General features: G+C 68.4%; 16 protein-coding genes. 6 read left to right on the top strand and 10 right to left on the bottom strand.

What is annotated here, in order from left to right; all coding sequences use genetic code 11:
- Positions 1–123 precede the first annotated feature (123 nt).
- The gene (locus AC5592_RS08420; RefSeq protein WP_036498322.1) at positions 124–921 is read left to right on the top strand and encodes an alpha/beta fold hydrolase; all 798 of its coding nucleotides are present in this window, start codon (positions 124–126) and stop codon (positions 919–921) included.
- A gap of 21 nt (positions 922–942) precedes the next feature.
- On the opposite strand, the gene AC5592_RS08415 is transcribed toward AC5592_RS08420, so the two are convergent.
- A complete protein-coding gene (locus AC5592_RS08415) occupies positions 943–2112 on the bottom strand; it encodes a GuaB3 family IMP dehydrogenase-related protein (RefSeq protein ID WP_036498307.1) in 1170 nt (389 codons plus the stop codon).
- A gap of 260 nt (positions 2113–2372) precedes the next feature.
- Entirely contained in the window at positions 2373–3917 is a 1545-nt protein-coding gene (gene guaB, locus AC5592_RS08410; RefSeq protein ID WP_232329264.1) for an IMP dehydrogenase, read from the bottom strand.
- Between the two features lie 289 nt (positions 3918–4206).
- On the opposite strand from guaB, the gene AC5592_RS08405 reads away from it, so the two are divergent.
- Positions 4207–4620, top strand: a complete 414-nt coding sequence (locus tag AC5592_RS08405) for a DUF5319 domain-containing protein (protein WP_025347353.1) — start codon at positions 4207–4209, stop codon at positions 4618–4620.
- A gap of 202 nt (positions 4621–4822) precedes the next feature.
- Here AC5592_RS08405 and AC5592_RS08400 read toward each other — a convergent pair whose 3' ends face one another.
- The 3 genes from AC5592_RS08400 to AC5592_RS08390 all read right to left on the bottom strand — a co-directional run bounded on the left by AC5592_RS08400 (position 4823) and on the right by AC5592_RS08390 (position 7614).
- Entirely contained in the window at positions 4823–6028 is a 1206-nt protein-coding gene (locus tag AC5592_RS08400; protein ID WP_084506470.1) for an anti-sigma-D factor RsdA, read from the bottom strand.
- Positions 6021–6599 (bottom strand): sigma-70 family RNA polymerase sigma factor, encoded by a 579-nt coding sequence (locus tag AC5592_RS08395; RefSeq protein ID WP_030513512.1) that lies wholly within the window; start codon positions 6597–6599, stop codon positions 6021–6023. Before AC5592_RS08395 ends, AC5592_RS08400 begins: the two co-directional genes overlap by 8 nt.
- A gap of 127 nt (positions 6600–6726) precedes the next feature.
- Positions 6727–7614 (bottom strand): hypothetical protein, encoded by an 888-nt coding sequence (locus AC5592_RS08390; protein ID WP_174372256.1) that lies wholly within the window; start codon positions 7612–7614, stop codon positions 6727–6729.
- A gap of 648 nt (positions 7615–8262) precedes the next feature.
- On the opposite strand from AC5592_RS08390, the gene AC5592_RS08385 reads away from it, so the two are divergent.
- The 3 genes from AC5592_RS08385 (at position 8263) to AC5592_RS08375 (ending at position 9863) form a co-directional block, all read left to right on the top strand.
- The gene (locus AC5592_RS08385; RefSeq protein WP_030513510.1) at positions 8263–8556 is read left to right on the top strand and encodes a WhiB family transcriptional regulator; all 294 of its coding nucleotides are present in this window, start codon (positions 8263–8265) and stop codon (positions 8554–8556) included.
- Between the two features lie 421 nt (positions 8557–8977).
- On the top strand, positions 8978–9553 hold the full coding sequence (locus AC5592_RS08380; protein WP_036498306.1) for a sigma-70 family RNA polymerase sigma factor: 576 nt from the start codon (positions 8978–8980) through the stop codon (positions 9551–9553).
- A gap of 1 nt (position 9554) precedes the next feature.
- Positions 9555–9863 carry an RskA family anti-sigma factor gene (locus tag AC5592_RS08375; RefSeq protein WP_232329263.1) on the top strand — a complete coding sequence of 103 codons (309 nt, stop codon included), beginning with the start codon at positions 9555–9557 and terminating at the stop codon, positions 9861–9863.
- Between the two features lie 289 nt (positions 9864–10152).
- Here AC5592_RS08375 and groL read toward each other — a convergent pair whose 3' ends face one another.
- On the bottom strand, positions 10153–11760 hold the full coding sequence (groL, locus tag AC5592_RS08370; protein WP_063063869.1) for a chaperonin GroEL: 1608 nt from the start codon (positions 11758–11760) through the stop codon (positions 10153–10155).
- A 168-nt stretch (positions 11761–11928) separates the two neighbouring features.
- On the bottom strand, positions 11929–12231 hold the full coding sequence (groES, locus tag AC5592_RS08365; RefSeq protein WP_030513506.1) for a co-chaperone GroES: 303 nt from the start codon (positions 12229–12231) through the stop codon (positions 11929–11931).
- Between the two features lie 689 nt (positions 12232–12920).
- Here groES and AC5592_RS08360 point away from each other — a divergent pair.
- Complete coding sequence (locus AC5592_RS08360) at positions 12921–14510, top strand: DUF7159 family protein (RefSeq protein WP_063920274.1); 1590 nt, start codon at positions 12921–12923, stop codon at positions 14508–14510.
- A 27-nt stretch (positions 14511–14537) separates the two neighbouring features.
- Here AC5592_RS08360 and tsaD read toward each other — a convergent pair whose 3' ends face one another.
- From tsaD to tsaB, 3 genes are read right to left on the bottom strand one after another with little or no spacing between them, the layout of a single operon-like run.
- Positions 14538–15572 (bottom strand): tRNA (adenosine(37)-N6)-threonylcarbamoyltransferase complex transferase subunit TsaD, encoded by a 1035-nt coding sequence (gene tsaD / locus AC5592_RS08355; protein WP_036498304.1) that lies wholly within the window; start codon positions 15570–15572, stop codon positions 14538–14540.
- The gene (gene rimI, locus AC5592_RS08350) at positions 15569–16102 is read right to left on the bottom strand and encodes a ribosomal protein S18-alanine N-acetyltransferase (protein WP_063063868.1); all 534 of its coding nucleotides are present in this window, start codon (positions 16100–16102) and stop codon (positions 15569–15571) included. Before rimI ends, tsaD begins: the two co-directional genes overlap by 4 nt.
- Positions 16099–16788, bottom strand: a complete 690-nt coding sequence (tsaB, locus tag AC5592_RS08345; RefSeq protein WP_036498297.1) for a tRNA (adenosine(37)-N6)-threonylcarbamoyltransferase complex dimerization subunit type 1 TsaB — start codon at positions 16786–16788, stop codon at positions 16099–16101. Before tsaB ends, rimI begins: the two co-directional genes overlap by 4 nt.
- Positions 16789–16909 lie beyond the last annotated feature (121 nt).

The following is a 16909-nucleotide window of genomic DNA, read 5'->3' as shown; positions in this document are numbered from 1 at the left end:
TATCGACAGGTGCCGACCGGTGTCCGAAACGGCCTATCCGCCAACGCATATCCATGCTCGCCGGCCTCCGCGACGATCGCGAAGGCGGAGCAGCAGTACTCGGCGACCGCTATCCTCGTGCTCGTGCCATTCGCCCGTGCGATCGATGCCGAAATCCATTACGAGGATTCCGGCGGTCGTGGTCCCGTGGTGCTACTCGGGCACGAATTCTTCATGGACCGAACGATGTTCGCCTCGCAGGCGGCCGCGCTGTCACCGGAGTTCCGCATCGTCACCTGGGATGCGCGCGGACACGGACGCACCCGCGACGAGGGGCTGCCCTTCACCTATTGGACGGCGGCCCGCGACGCCCTGACCGTGCTGGATCAGCTCGGCGTCGAACGCGCGGTGGTCGGCGGCACCTCACAGGGCGGGTTCAGCGCCATGCGCACCGCGCTGCTCGCTCCCGAACGGGTGGCCGCGCTGATCCTGATCTCCACCGAGGCACACAGCCCCACCCCGCAGGAACTCGCGACCTCGCGCCGCTTCCTGGACCGCTGGAAGGAGCCGAATATCCGGCATGTCCTCGCGGAGCACATGGCGCACTGGCTGATCGGAGACGACGCCTGGTACCGGTCGGTGTGGACCAAGCGATGGCTGGCGCGCGACCCGCACGAACTCGAGGCCGCGGCCGGATGCCTGCTGGCCCGCGACTCGATCCTGCACCGGCTGTCCGAAATCACCTGTCCCGCACTGGTCATCCATCCCACGCGAGCCGGCATCCCGCGCGCGCACGCGCTGGAAATGGCGCGCCGACTGGCCGGATCGCGGTTCTGCGAAATCGAGGATGCCCGTCAGGCGGTCAACATGACCCACCCCGCGCAGGTCAACGCCGCGATTCGCGACTTCCTGCGCGGGGATGTGCTGACCCGGCTCAACTGATCCGGGTCACGGCGCGAGATCTCAGGCCCGCACGCTGAGGCCGACCCGCTGGAATTCCTTCAGATCGCAGTATCCGGCCTTGGCCATCGAACGACGCAGGCCGCCAACGAGATTCACCGACCCCCACGGATCGCTGGACGGACCGTACAGCACCTTCTCCAGGGTGGGCTGCTCGTCCGGCTCGGCGAACTGCAGCAGCGCGCCGCGCGGCACCGACGGATGCGCGGCCGCCGAGGGCCAGTACCAGCCGCGGCCGGGCGCGTCCTGCGCCAGCGCCAGCGGTACACCCAGCATCGCCGCATCCGCACCGCAGGCGATGGCCTTGGCCAGCTGGCCGGAGGAGACGATGTCACCATCGGCGATCACGTGGACGTAGCGACCGCCGGTCTCGTCGAGGTAGTCGCGGCGAGCGGCGGCGGCATCGGCGATCGCGGTCGCCATCGGGACACCGATACCGAGCACCTCACCGGTGGTGGTGGCGCCGGGCATCGACCCGTAACCGACGATCACGCCCGCGGCGCCGGTGCGCATCAGATGCAGGGCGGTGCGGTGGTCGCTGACGCCACCGGCCACCACCGGCACATCCAGTTCGGCGATGAAGGTCTTGAGATTCAGCGGTTCCACCGACGAGCCGGCGTCCTCCGCCGGCACCGCGCTCGCGCCGCCCACGTGTTCGGCGGAGATGATGGTGCCGTGGACCACCAGCAGGTCGATGCCGGCCTGCACCAGACTCGGGGTCAGGGCGCGCGCGTTCTGCGGGCTCACCCGCACCGCGACCGTCACCCCGGCGGCGCGCACCTGCGCGACCGCGGCGGCCAGCAGATCGGGCTGCATCGGCGCGGCGTGCAGTTCCTGCAGCAGTTCGACCGCGGCCTCGGGACCCTTGTGCTCGGCCACCTCGACCAGTTGCTCGATGCGCGCGCTCACATCGGCGTGCCGCGCCCAGAGTCCCTCGCCGTTGATGACGCCCAGTCCGCCGAGGCGGCCCAGTTCGATCGCGAATTCCGGCGACACCAGCGCATCGGTCGGATGCGCGACCACGGGGATGTCGAACCGGTAGGCATCCAGCTGCCATGCCAGCGACACCTGCTTCGACGACCGGGTGCGCCGCGAGGGGACGATGTCGACATCGTCCAGCTCATAGGTACGCCGGGCGGTCCGACCCATCCCGATCTCGACCATGTCCCGCACTGATGTCTCTCCTTAGTGTGTGCTGCCACGCCCGTGTGTGCGACGAACTTGCGCGCGCCGACGTCACGACATCGCGGCGATCTCACGCCGACGCGCGTCCATCCTCCCAGTTCCCGGCGTACGCCATACGCCGGGGGCGGTCCGTGTCGGACGGCAGGCATGGGGACCCGATCCGCGGGGCCTCCCGATGTTCGGAAAGCCGCCGCGGCGACGGCGTACCGAGCTGACGTGGCAGGGGCTTCGCCCCTCCGCTCCGGCTCCTACTTGCCGCGGCCGGTGTAGTTCGGGGCCTCGACCGTCATGGTGATGTCGTGCGGGTGGCTCTCCTTGAGGCCCGCCGCGGTGATCTGCACGAACTGCGCCTGCTGCAGGTCGGAGATCGACTGCGAACCGGTGTAGCCCATGGCCGCGCGCAGACCGCCCACCAGTTGATGGATGACCTGGTTCACCGGACCGCGGAAGGGCACCCGCCCCTCGATGCCCTCGGGCACCAGCTTGTCCTCGGCCAGCACGTCGTCCTGGAAGTAGCGGTCCTTGGAGTAGGACTTGCCCTGTCCGCGGCCCTGCATAGCGCCCAGCGAACCCATGCCGCGATAGCTCTTGAACTGCTTGCCGCCCACCAGGATCAGTTCGCCGGGAGATTCGGCGGTACCGGCGAGCAGCGAACCGAGCATGACCGTCGACGCACCGGCGGCGATGGCCTTGGCGACATCGCCGGAGAACTGGATGCCGCCGTCGGCGATCACCGGCACGTCGGCGGCGCGGCACGCGGCCACGGCCTCGAGAATCGCGGTGATCTGCGGGGCGCCGACGCCGGCGACCACGCGGGTGGTGCAGATCGAACCGGGTCCGACACCCACCTTGACCGCGTCGGCGCCGGCCTCGACCAGCGCCGCCGCACCCTCGCGGGTGGCGACATTGCCGCCGACGACCTGGATCCGGTCGCCGACCTCGTTCTTGACCTTGGCGACCATCTGCAGCACCTGGGCCTGATGGCCGTGCGCGGTATCGACGATCAGCACGTCGACCCCGGCGTCGGCCAGGCTCATCGCGCGCGACCAGGAGTCCTCACCGACACCCACCGCCGCGCCGACCAGCAGCCGGCCGTCGCGGTCCTTGGTGGCGTTCGGGTACTGGTCGGTCTTGACGAAGTCCTTGACGGTGATCAGCCCGCGCAGCCGGCCGTTGCCGTCGACGATCGGGAGCTTCTCGATCTTGTGCCGGCGCAGCAGGCCGAGGGCGGCCTCGGCGGTGACACCCTCCTGGGCGGTGATCAGCGGCGCCTTGGTCATCACATCGGCGACCCGGCGGTTCTGATCGACCTCGAATCGCATGTCGCGGTTGGTGATGATGCCGACCAGCGCACCGGTCTCGTCCACCACGGGCAGACCCGAGATCCGGAACCGCGCGCACATCGCGTCGACCTCGGCGAGGGTGTCGGACGGGCGGCAGGTGACCGGATCGGTGACCATTCCGGCCTCGGACCGCTTCACCGTCTCCACCTGGGCGGCCTGATCGGCGGCCGACAGATTGCGGTGCAACACGCCCATACCGCCGGCGCGGGCCATGGCGATCGCCATCCGCGCCTCGGTGACGGTGTCCATCGCCGAACTCACCAGCGGGGTGCGCAGCGTGATCTCGCGGGTCAGCCGGCTGGAGGTCTCGACCGAGCTGGGGATCAGATCGGAAGCGGCCGGCAGCAACAGCACGTCGTCGAACGTGAGGCCGAGCATGGCGATCTTGTTCGGATCGTCACCACCCGTATGCGGGCGGACGGCTCGTTCGCCCATCACGGGACTACTCATCTGATCGACCCCTCCTGGACCTCGAAAGCACCGATACGGTACTGCGGCCCCGTCTTCCGGGGACCTCGGTACCGATCGAGAACAGCTGATGGATGGTGGAGCCGAAGCGTGCTACCCGGCGCCTGTGTATCCATGGTATCGGCCGCCTGCGGGGGCGACCTCGTCGCCTCCGACACAGTGGTGGACCAGGGTGGACACAGTGGTGGACGAGGGTGACAGCCGCGCAACAAGCGCGTCAAAATGCCTTCAGCGCTGGCGCGGAGGGGGTGGTTCTGCGTACCGTGGGATTGTGCGTGACCATCTACCACCTGGCCTGCCGCCGGACCCCTTCGCCGGAGATCCCTCCGACCCGTCGGCCGCGCTCGATGCCATTGAGCCTGGGGAGCCGTTGGACCCCCATGAGCGCCTAGCGGTCGAAGAGGATCTCGCCGATCTCGCGGTGTACGAGGCGCTGCTGTCCCATCGGGGCATCCGCGGTCTCGTGGTGAGCTGTGAGGATTGCCGGCAGGACCACTACCACGATTGGGACATGCTGCGCGCCAACCTGCTGCAACTGCTGGTCGACGGCACGGTCCGCCCGCACGAGCCCGCCTACGATCCGACGCCGGAGGCCTACGTGACGTGGGACTACTGCCGCGGATACGCGGATGCCTCGATGAACGAAGCCCTGCACGGCGACGGATTCGACGGCTTCGACGCCTGACCCGTTCCGCAACAGCCGCGCAGTGCTCGCGTCGGCGTAGCCGCGCGCACGTCCGGCGTGTGACTTTCCACACTTCTGCCGAGTATTTCGGCGCGCACATCTACCCCCCGAAAACACGAATCCGACCGCCGGAATCGGCGATCGGTTCTCGTATCGGATATGTCGTCCGGCCGGACACGTCGTTCCGGCCGGATATGTCGCTCTAGCCGATGCCGGTGTGCAATCCCCCACCGGCCGGCGGCACCACCACGGTCGGCGCCGAGGGCACCGACGGGCGGACCGGGGCGACGGTCTGCTGCGGCTGCGTCGGCGGGACCACCGCCCCTCCGCCGATGGTGGTCGGCGAATTGGCGGTGGGCTGATTCGTCGGCGGCTGCTGCTGCTGTGTCGGCGGCTGCTCGTTGGTCGGCGGCTGCTGCTGTGTCGGCGGCTGTTCGTGCGTCGGCGGCTCGGCAGTCGTCGGCGGTTGCTGCTGCTGTTGCGTCGGCGGCTTGGAACCACTTCCCGGCTCGGTGCCCGGTGTGCCCGGTACCGAACCGTTCGCCCCGGTTTCAGGCGCGGTCTGGCTGCGCATGATCTCCGGACCCGGAGTGCTCTGCTTGGAACCGCTGCTCTCGTGCTGGCTCGGGTTGGTGGCCTGTCCCGGCGTCGTCGGCGCGACCACGGTCGGAGTGGTCGGCGTCGTGTTGGCCTTCGGCTCCAGCGACTCCAGCGCGGCGGCCACCCCGGGGGCGGTGGTCTTCAGCTGATCCAGCAGATGCTGCCAGCGCAGCTGCAGATCCTGCTTGCGCGAATTGTCGTCGACCTGGGTCGTGTTGGTGGAAGCGCTCTCCAGCAGTGCCTTGGCCTGTTCCGGGTGTCCCTGGTCGATCAGCGTCTGCGCCTTGGTCATATCGTCGTCGGCGCGCTGGGCGATCGTGGTCTGCGCCTGCTGGCTGAACACGACCTCCTTCACCCGCCACAACGGATCACCCGGCTGCGCGCCGTAGGAGAACGCCGTCGTCCCGCCCGCGATCACCGCGACCGCGGCCGCGGCGCCCATCAACGGACGTACCAGTCGCAATCTGCCACGGCGATGGGCGTTGACCCTCGCCTCCCGCGCTCCGATCTCCTGGTTGACGGCCGCTACCACGGCGTCCAGATCGGGACCGGCCGGCATCGGAGTCTCGACGATATCGGCCCGCCAATTCGCGAGCAGGCTCGCGAGTTGATACTCCTCGGCACTGTCGGTCGCGACGGGACCGTCGCCGGCGATGGCGTCGATCAGCGCATCGTCGCGGCGTACCGCCGCGATATCCACCGGCCCGGAATCACCGGACTCCCCGGATGCCTCGGCATAGGGACCGCTGTTCGGCGATCCAAGCCGCGCCTTCCAGTCGCCCCGACCGCGCTCGCCATCCCTAGCCATACATTTCACCTGCCCTCGCCACTTGTGACTTCAGTTTCGCGAGCGCCCGATGCTGAGCCACTCGTATAGCTCCCGCCGTACTGCCCACGGCGACAGCAGTTTCTTCTGCTGACAAACCCATGACCAAACGCAGGATCAGGATCTCTCGATGCTTCTCCGGTAGCGTGGCCAGCAGACTGTTCATCTGCCGGCTCGTTTCGGATTCGAGAGCGCGCTGCTCCGGCCCCTGGTCGGTGGATATGACATCTGGTACTTCGGCCATCGCGTCCGCCTTGTTACGGGCGGCGTTGCGATGAGCGTCGGCGACCTTGTGCGAGGCGATTCCGTACACGAAAGCCATGAACGGCCGCCCCTGGTCCTGGTAACGCGGCAGGGCGGTCATCACAGCCAAGCAGACCTCCTGCGCCACGTCGTCCGCGGAGAGCTGCCCACGCTCCGCGGAACCGATCCGCGCGCGGCAATAGCGAACTACCAGCGGGCGGATGATTTCCAGTACCTGGGCTAAAGCGGAACGGTCGCCCTGAGCTGCAGCAGCTACGGCGGCGTCCAACTCCTCGCCCGAGTGCGTCATCGTCAGAGATATTCCTGGCGTTACAAGTGGCACGGCCGGATTTCGACCGGTGCTTCCACCGGTCGGTGGAACGGAACCAACAATAGCGGCTCAACTATGTGAGTCGGACAACATGGGGGATCACTGCTCACCCGATTTCCGGACCGAGCCGCAGCCGACCGCCCCGACCAGCCAGGATCTGCGCGTACGCACCCGATTCCGCGGCCGCGCGGCGGGCCGCGGCCGGCTCGCACACCCCCGCTCGCAACATCGCGGCAGCCCAGCGCAGCGGCAGCAATCCGTGTGCGGCGCAGTCGGAATCGACCAGCTCGGCCATGGCGCGGCTGCGATCGATGTCACCGTCGCCCGCCGCCGCGGCGGCCACCAGCAGCCGCGACTTCACTTGATGCCGAACCGATCCCATCCGCTCGGCCGCGGCCACCGCCGCCTCGGCATGAGCCAGGGCAGGCTCGGCGACCAGTCCCATACCGGGTGCGGCAAGGGCGGTTTCGGCGCTGACCCAATGCCAGCGCACCAGGGTTCGCAGATCCGCGGGCGCGCGATCGACTTCGTCACGACAGCGCCGCAGCAATCGTGCGGACACCCGCGGCTGCCCGGTCCCGAGCGCGTCCGCGGCCAATCCGGTGAGCGCGTCGCAGACCGCCGCGGCGCGCATCGGATCGGCCGCCCTCCCCACCGGCAGGTTCACGACCAGCGCCGCCGCACGCCCGTCCAGAATCGCCGCGCGCGCATGCCAGCCGAGCTGGCGCAGCAGCGACGCCTCGGTGGAGGCCACGAGCGAGCCGAGTACCGGATCCCGGGTCAGCCGTGCGGCCCGCAGCAATTCGGTGCGTGCCGCCGCATATCGCCCTTGACCACCGAGGACGACCGCCCGCAGCCAGGTTCCGGCGGGGTCGGTGGCGGCGGGAAGATCCGCTTGCGCGATCCCGGGGCGGCCGCCGAACGCCGCGTCGGCCAGTACGGGCGCGCTGCCGGAGTCCAGCAACCCGCCGACTCGCGGGGACAAATCCAACACCAGCGCACCTTATCCGGAGGAGTGCGGTACCCAGAACCGCGCACGGGCTATTTTTCAGCGAAAAACCGGCGGCATCGTGTTTCCATCAGGTAAATCTGCAACGAGCTAACCGCCGGCGCACCGAAGCGAAATTCGCATGCTTTTCGGATTATTAACCTGCCCGCCCCGACTCGGCCATCCGGACTTCTTCCGCGCCACGGGGACCAGTGTGCCACATCACATATCACACTCCCCAGCGTTGGCAAGCACAACAGGTCATTTCTTCCGCTAAGCACTGCGTGAGCTGGGAAAATGTGAGAATCTACAGACACGCCGCAATACCCGTGAAACAAGTCAACCGGTCAGTATCGCTTTCCCGGTCCGGAAAGTAAACAGCGCACAGGTTAAATCTGAGATCTGCCGGAATTGCGATCACTATCGACGTATCTATTGACGTGATTTCACTGTGCGACCTAACGTACTTCATCGCCGTCGTCGGCGCCGCGCGAAATTGCGGCGACCGCGTACTGCGATCGCCGGAGATCGGCGATACGGTCCGAGCCCGATCTCGGCGAGGTCACTGTCGCCCCCGCCCCAGGGTCCGGACAGACCGCTGCTGCCAAGCACCGCTCGACAACGCCGACGAGCTCGCACCATGAGGAGTTCACCATGCCCATGCCCACCCACCTCCCCGGTCCCAACGCCGACATCTGGGATTGGCAGATGCGCGGCTCCTGCCGCGGTGTGGACTCCTCCGTCTTCTTCCATCCCGACGGCGAGCGCGGACGCGCGCGCACCCAGCGGGAGTTGCGCGCCAAGGAGATCTGCCGGACCTGCCCGGTGCTCATGCAGTGCCGCAGCCATGCCCTGAAGGTCAGCGAGCCGTACGGCATCTGGGGCGGCATGTCGGAGACCGAACGCGAGCTCCACGCCCGGCGCAATCGCCGCCGGATGGCCGTCTGACCGGCGCACGCGAAATTCGGTCGCACCGGACCGATCCGAACCAGCTGGGGCGCCGAATACCTAGCAAACACCCGGCCACTGAACGTGGCCGGCGACAACGGTACAGGCGCAGGTTCTCGGCCACCGCCGATTCGCCTGCCGCATGTAGACCAATAGCCGCACCCAAGCCTCAGCGTTTCGTGAAAGTCGTCGGCGTGTCACGGCGTGTCTCCATACACTCCTCGGCGTGTCGTTTTATGCGCGAAATCCGCTGGGCCACAGGTGCGTTGCCCGACGCACCCCACCCGGAAGGAGGTCATAGCGGCGCGCTACGGTAGTGGCCGATGACACAGAATGGAGCGTTGTGACAACGCGGCCGCCGGCCGCAGAGGGCGACTCGTTCCAAGGATCCATCGGGGACGGTCGGGTGGCCACACCGAGTGTGGACTCTGCGATCACGGCACGCGCAAGCGAAAGTATCGAGCTGGCGGCACTTCTGGAGCGCTGCGGCCGGGCCGATCGGCAAGCATTCGCCGAGCTGTACGACCGCACGAGCGCCCGGGTATTCGGATTGGTGCTGCGTGTCCTCCACGATTCCGGTTACGCGGAGGAGACGACCCAGGAGGTCTACCTCCAGATCTGGCGCACCGCAGCCAATTTCGACCCGGCCAAGGGTTCGGCGGTGACCTGGCTGATGACGCTCGCGCATCGGCGCGCCGTCGACCGTGTCCGTGCCGAACAGGCGCACGCCCAGCGCGAGGTCACCTACGGCGCCGCGACTCTCGGCAACGAATTCGACGAGGTCACCGAGGAAGTCGGCCGCCGACTCGAACAACAGGCCGTACGCGAGAGCCTCGCCACCCTCACCGAAACCCAGCGCGAGGCCATTTCGCTGGCGTATTTCGGCGGCCGGACATATGCCGAGGTGGCTACTTACCTCGGAGTAGGGTTACCGACCGTCAAGTCCCGGATTCGGGACGGATTGACACGACTGAAAAAGAGTTTGGGAGTGACGTGAGATGAACGAGAGCCAGATCGATCTCGCGCATACGGTCGCGCTCGGATCGATCGGCGACGAGGACCAGCGCGCGGTGCAGGAGCTGTTCGACTCCGGCGATCCGGTACTGCGCGCGGACTTCGACACGGAAGTGCAACTGACCAGAGAAGCTCTTACCCTGTTCGCCTCGGCGTCGGCCGTCCAGCCACCCGCCACCCTCCGCACGCGGCTCCTGGCCGCGATCGCCGACGATCACGCCCCCGCCGCACGACACATTCGCCCACCGGCTCACCGCAACGGTGAGGAACCCGGCCCCACCTCCCTCAACTGAGCCCCCGGCGCAGCCGCCACGGCTCCAGCGAGGATCCCTCGCGGTCTCACCACAAAACGCCAACGGCCCGTTCACGTTTCGAACGTGAACGGGCCGTTGGCGTTACACAAGCTGCCGTCACCGAAAATTGTCGGCCCGACCCAACCCCCACGGGTTGCGGCCCGGCTCGTCGATCGGTGCCCGTTGCGTACGCGACGAAGGAGCAAGCAACGGGTGCCGATCGACGAGCCCTAGGGGGCCGCAACCCCGCCGGAGCGAAGCGGAGGCCGAAAATACCGAGGCCGAAAATTCAGTGCGCGTGACCGTGGTGGTCGCCCGCCTCTTCCTCGGCCGGCTTGTCGACCACGGCGCTCTCGGTGGTGAGCACCATCCGCGCCACAGAGGTGGCGTTGAGGACCGCGGAGCGGGTGACCTTGACCGGGTCGACGACGCCGTCGGTGATCAGGTCGCCGTAGGTCAGGGTGGCGGCGTTGAAGCCGTCCTTGCCCTCGCTGACCTTGCTGACCACGACCGCACCGTCGATACCGGCGTTGGTGGCGATCCAGTACAGCGGCGCCCGCAGCGCCTGCCGCACGACCTCGACGCCGATGGCCTGGTCACCGGTCAGCGAGTCGCGCAGTTCGACCAGCTTGGTGGCCGCCTGCACCAGTGCGGTTCCACCACCGGAGACGATGCCCTCCTCGACCGCGGCCTTGGCCGCGCTGACCGCGTCCTCGACCCGGTACTTGCGCTCCTTGAGCGCGGTTTCGGTGGCCGCGCCGACCTTGATGACCGCGACGCCGCCGGACAGCTTGGCCAGCCGCTCCTCCAGCTTCTCGCGGTCCCAGTCGGAGTCGGTGGCCTCGATCTCGCCGCGCAGCTGCGCGACGCGGGCATCGATGGCCTCCTGGGTGCCGGCGCCGTCGACGATGGTGGTCTCGTCCTTGGTGACGACCACGCGGCGGGCGTGGCCGAGCAGGTCCAGACCGGCCTCGCGCAGGCTGATGCCCAGGTCGGGGTTGATCACGGTGCCACCGGTGACGACGGCCAGGTCGTCGAGGAACGCCTTGCGGCGGTCACCGAAGAACGGCGCCTTGACCGCGACGACCTTGAGGGTCTTGCGGATGGCGTTGACGACCAGGGTGGACAGCGCCTCGCCCTCGACGTCCTCGGCGATGATCAGCACCGGCTTGCCGGATTCGGCGATCTTCTCCAGCAACGGCAGGAAGTCGGGCAGCGAGCTGATCTTCTCCCGGTGCAGCAGCACCTGGACGTCCTCGAGGACGGCTTCCTGCTTGTCGGGATCGGTGACGAAGTAGCCCGACAGGTAGCCCTTGTCGAACTGCACGCCCTCGGTGATCTCCAGGTCGGTGCTGACCGTGGAGGACTCCTCGACGGTGACCACGCCGTCCTTGCCGACGGTGGTCAGCGCCTTGCCGACCATCTCGCCGATTTCCTCGTCGCGCGAGGAGACGGTGGCGACCTGGGCGATGGCCTTCTCGCCGGAGACCGGCTTGGCGGCGGCCAGCAGGGCCTCGGACACGACGTCGGCGGCCTTGCTCATACCGGCGCCGAGGCCGATCGGGTTGGCGCCGGCGGCGAGGTTCTTGAGGCCGCCCTTGATGAGGGCCTGGGCCAGCACGGTGGCGGTGGTGGTGCCGTCGCCGGCGACGTCGTTGGTCTTGGTGGCGACGCTCTTGACCAGCTGCGCGCCGAGGTTCTCGAAGGGATCCTCGAGGTCGATGTCGCGCGCGATGGTGACGCCGTCGTTGGTGACGGTGGGGCCGCCGAACGCCTTGGCCAGCACCACGTGCCGGCCACGCGGGCCGAGGGTGACCTTGACGGCGTCGGCCAGCTTGTCGACGCCGCGTTCCATTGCCCGACGAGCCCTCTCGTCGAACTCGATCTGCTTTGCCATGGTTGAGATGTCCTTGGGGTGGGAGTGGTGGACGGGCCTGCGACGACCCGCGGCCGGAAGCAGGAGTCACAACGATCACTGCCCCGGGGCCCACGCGTGGGGCACCGGGGCAGTGATCGTTACGGTGCGATCCGAATCGCGACGGCCGCGAGGGTCATCGGTCGGTCATCACTTGTCGACGACGGCCAGCAGGTCGCGCGCCGACAGGATCAGGTACTCCTCGCCGTTGTACTTGATCTCGGTGCCGCCGTACTTGCTGTAGATGACGACGTCGCCTTCCTTGACGTCCAGCGGAATGCGCTTCTCGCCGTCCTCGTCCCACCGGCCGGGTCCTACGGCGACGACGGTGCCCTCCTGGGGCTTCTCCTTCGCCGTGTCGGGGATGACCAGGCCGGAGGCGGTCGTCGTCTCGGCCTCGTTGGCCTGGACGAGGATCTTGTCCTCGAGCGGCTTGATGTTCACGCTCGCCACGTTGAGCCCTCCACTTTCAGGGGATTCGGTCGTCCGGGGCTGTTCCCCGGACTCACGGTTTGGTCACGGTGTTGATGCGGCGTTCGTGGAGCGTTACCACTACCGCCGTGCCGACCCTGCGCACAGCCCCGTCGTCGCGGGTGCCGGGACCCTTGCCCAAAGTCGAGCTGGCACCTGAGCACAACCAGTGCCGACTAGCACTCTATACATGAGAGTGCCAGCGCTCAAGGGTGGGCAGTGCTGACTTCACGACACACCCGAGGGCGTGGCAATTGATCCGAAAAATCTGTAACGTTCGGATAACGGATTGTGACAGTATGTAAGACGGTTCCGTGATCGGTCATGTCGTACGACAGCTGTGTCGTTACGGCGTGCCCATCGGGCGTAGCCGTCACGCGATCCGCCGAGTACAACAGCTTCACCCATCGCGCGACGACCTCGCGCACACCTGAGACGAGAACAAGACCGCACGTGATCGACGGCCGGTCCCGACCCTGAAAACGGATCGCACCTGATGGGACCGACAGCCTGACGGTATGGCGCCTCACCGGACCGCCCCCCGACGGAGGAAGACCCGTCCCGATCCGCGCGCGGAGTATTCGCCGCACAGCGGATGCCCCTGATGTCCGTTCGAGATGGTCGGTACCACCATGGCCGTCCGCTCGACCAGCTCGAGAAGGGAGGTGAACATGCGAACATCCCTCGGTATCTCCGCCGGGAACGAGGTCGTCTGCTCGGCCGTCGTCGCCACCGCGCCCAACGGTGCCCAGAGTTTCGATTACCGCGTCGTGTCGGCGGATGTGGCACATTCCGATCCGGGTGATCTGGTCGCCTCGTCGATCGAACTGATGACCACGCAGATGCCCCGCGACTATCTGCACCGCGTCGGCACGCACTCGCCCGGCGCCTCGGCGCCGCAGACCCAGCCCGTCCCGGCCGGCGCCATCGCGGTCGCCTACCGCGATCGCGAGCAGGCGATGGCGATTCGCGCCGCGATCGGCCGGCAGCGCCGGGATGTGCAGCTCATCCCCGAAAGTACTGCGGCACTGACCTATTTGCGCGACACCGGCCTGCTCGACCGCTACGAGACGGTGGCGGTGATCGACCTCGGCGCCTCCGGTACGACGGTCACCGTGGCCGATCTGGCCGACGACACCGTGCTGCGTTCCGAGCGCACCGAAGCGATCAGTGGCTCCGCGGTGGACGAGCTGATCTACCACCATCTGCTGGACTGCCATTTCGCCCGCCGCGGCACCCGGCCGAACCGGAACATGCTGATCAATCGCAGCCGGGCGGCCAAGGAGCATCTGTCCATCGCCCCGGCGGTGACCATCGACCACGTCGCCGGGCAGCCGCTGAAGCTGACCCGCGCCGATTTCGCCGAACTGATCGCCGATCTGCTGCACGAGGCGGCCGACTACGCCCGGGCGGTCTTCGCACGCGCGCCGAAAGTCCCGGAGGCGGTGGCGATCATCGGCGGCGGCGCCAATATCGCGTCGTTGGTCGAGGGACTCGACGCACTGCTCGACATCCCCGTGGTCTCGGTTCCGGAGCCGGAGGCGGTGACCGCGAAAGGGGCGGCGCTGGTGGCCGATTCGGCCCAGCCCTCCACCTTCTCCCCGATCGCGCTGGGGAGCGACGGATCGGCCGGAACCTTCACCAAGGTGATCGGCACCCTCGTCGGCGCGGTCGTGGTGGTCGGTCTCGTGGTCGGCTACGGCGTCAAGGAACTCGTGCCGACCGCCCATCAGGATGTGACCCCGGCGGGGACGACCGATACCCAGCTGACCACCACACCCGCGCCGACTCCGACGCCCGCGGGCACACCGGCGGACGGCACCGGGCAGAGCCGGACCGAGCATCCGCCGGCGAGCAGCACCCAGCCGGGCAGTTCGGCACCCGGCACCTCGCCGGGCAGTTCGCTGCCGACGACCAATGCCGATCAGGTCCCGCCGGTCACGCCGACCACCAGCGCGCCGGTACTGCGGCCGGATCCGAATCTGCCGCAGATTCCGCTGCCGCCCAACCTGCCGCATCTGCTGGGTCCGCTGCTGGGAACCACCACGCCGCAACCGGTTACGCCCGGCCCGAGTACACCGAACACCCCGACGCCGGGGGCCGCGCCGACCAAGCCGGGCAACACCCGGGTTCCGGTGATGCCGCGGTCGAGTTCCGGGTCCGCGGATTCGGACCCGGCCCAGCCCACCGAGCCGGGTGATCCCGTTCCGTCCGGACGGCCGGCGGCGCCCGGCACGACGACCGTGCAGCCCGAGGACTGAGTCGAAGGAATCGTCTCCGAGACGGCGTCAGCGAATCTGGCTGGTGGACACCGAAAGTCCCGGGTCGGTCGCGACCGTCAACGGGGACGGTTCGGCGCCGCCCGCGATCACGTGGGCGCCCAGGGTGGCGATCATGACGCCGTTGTCGGTACACAGGCGCGGCTTGGGCACCCGCAGGGTCAGACCGGCGGCCGCGCATCGCTCTTCGGCCATCGACCGGATGCGGGAGTTGGCGGTCGCGCCGCCACCGAGCACGAGCGTGTCCACACCGACGTCCTGCGCCGCGCGCACGGCCTTCATGGTCAGCACATCGGCCACGGCCTCCTGGAACGAGGCCGCGATATCGGGGATCGGCAGTTCGGTCCCGTTGCGCTGGGCCGCCTCGACATAGCGGGCGACGGCGGTCTTGAGACCGGAGAAGGAGAAGTCGTACCGCGGATCACGCGGCCCGGTCATCCCGCGCGGGAAGGCGATCGCGGCCGGATCACCATGAGCCGCAGCGGCATCCAGCGCCGGGCCGCCCGGGAAGCCGAGGTCCAGCAGTCGCGCCACCTTGTCGAACGCCTCGCCGGCGGCATCGTCGACGGTACTGCCCATTTCGACGATCGGCTCGGCCAGGTCGGTCACGTGCAGCAGATGGGTGTGCCCGCCGGAAACCAGCAGAGCCACACACGGCGGCATCGGACCGTGTTCGAGGGTGTCGACGGCGACGTGCCCGCCGAGATGGTTCAAGGCGAACAGCGGGATATCCCAGGCCGCCGCATAGGCTTTCGCGGCCGCCACGCCCACCAGCAGCGCACCGGCGAGGCCCGGTCCGATGGTGACGGCCAGCGCATCCGGCTTGGCGATCCCCGCCGTCGACAGGGCGCGCCGCATGGCGGGCACGATGGCCTCGAGATGGGCGCGCGAGGCGATCTCGGGAACCACTCCACCGAACCGCGCGTGCTGGTCGACGCTGGACGCCACCTCGTCGGCGAGGAGTTCGCAGGTGCCGTCCGGATGGCGGCGCACGATGCCGACACCGGTTTCGTCACACGAACTTTCGACACCCAGGACGATCATGACAGGACCTCGGAGTCGTGGGCGCGCTCGGCGCCCGGGTGCGGGAATCCGGTCATGGCCGGGCGGCGCATGGTGAACGCGTCGGCACCGCTGGGCTGGTAGTAGCTCTTGCGCAGGCCGATGATGTGGAAGCCGTGCTTCTCGTAGAGCGCGATGGCCGGCGCATTGTCGGTCCGCACCTCGAGGAAGACCGGTCCACCGCGCCGTCCGGCCTCGGCCAGCAGCGCGCGCAACAGCACGGTCCCGATTCCCCCACGGTGCACGTCCGGATCGACACCGATGGTGTGGATCTCGGCCTCGGGATGGTCGGCTGTGCCCAGCAGCGCGATGCCCGCGTACCCGAGCATGCGCCCGGCATCGTCGCGCGCCACCAGATAGCGATTGTGCGAGCCGGCCAGCTCCGAGCGGAAGGCCACGTCCGGCCAGGGGTCGTCCTCGGGGAAGAGCAGCAGTTCCAGTTCGACGCAGCGCGCGATATCGGCCGGGCCCATCGGTTCGATATGGACCACCGGCGAGGATTCGGTACTCATCGCACCGCCTGATAGCTGCGTTCGACGGCATCGGGCCGGCGCAGATACAGCGGGACCAGCGGCTCCGGCGTCACGCGCGCGAGGATGTCGCGGGCGGCGCACCGCGCCAGACCCGCGGGCGACGGGGTCTCCACCGGCAGCACCGGAAGATCGAAAAAGTCGACGTGCGAGGGCGATCCGGCGATCGCGGTCGCGTCCCCGGAATCCAGATCGACGGGTTTGCACACGCCCGGGCCGTCGACGCGCCCGCTGCGGCGATACCGCGCCCAGTACACCTCGCGACGGCGGGCGTCGGTCACCACGAGCAGTTCGGCGCCGGAACTCTCGTCCTGCCCGCCCGGCACGTCGGACCACGCCTCCGCGGCGATGGCGTCGAGACTGCAGACGCCGTGTACCGGCAGGCCCAGGGCGTCGCCGAACGCGGCGGCGGTCGCCATACCGACGCGCAGGCCGGTGAACGGGCCGGGGCCGATACCCACCACGACCGCTCCGATATCGGTGCGGGTGCGGCCGGCCTCCTCGAGGCAGGCGAGGATCTGCGGGGTGAGCACCTCGTTGTGGGCGCGCGCGTCCACGGTCACGCGGGAGGCGAGAGTGCGGACCTGCGGCTGTGTGGCGGCCTGCTCCAGTTCCACCAGTCCTGCTGTAACGGCAGGCGTCGCGGTGTCGACAGCAAGTACAAGCATGATTGCCTCAACGATACCGGTTGGTCACCTCCCGTATGCCATCAGCGCCGTCGGCGTATCCGCATGTCGCAACCGCAGGGCAAACCGCTGCGCGCCGGAGGTGCGCACGTCGTGACGAGGC

This window comes from Nocardia violaceofusca NBRC 14427 (assembly GCF_963869435.1).
In the GTDB taxonomy this organism is placed as follows: domain Bacteria; phylum Actinomycetota; class Actinomycetes; order Mycobacteriales; family Mycobacteriaceae; genus Nocardia; species Nocardia aobensis.
Note: the sequence above shows the minus strand (reverse complement) of the source record. Positions and strands in the feature narration are given on the sequence as shown.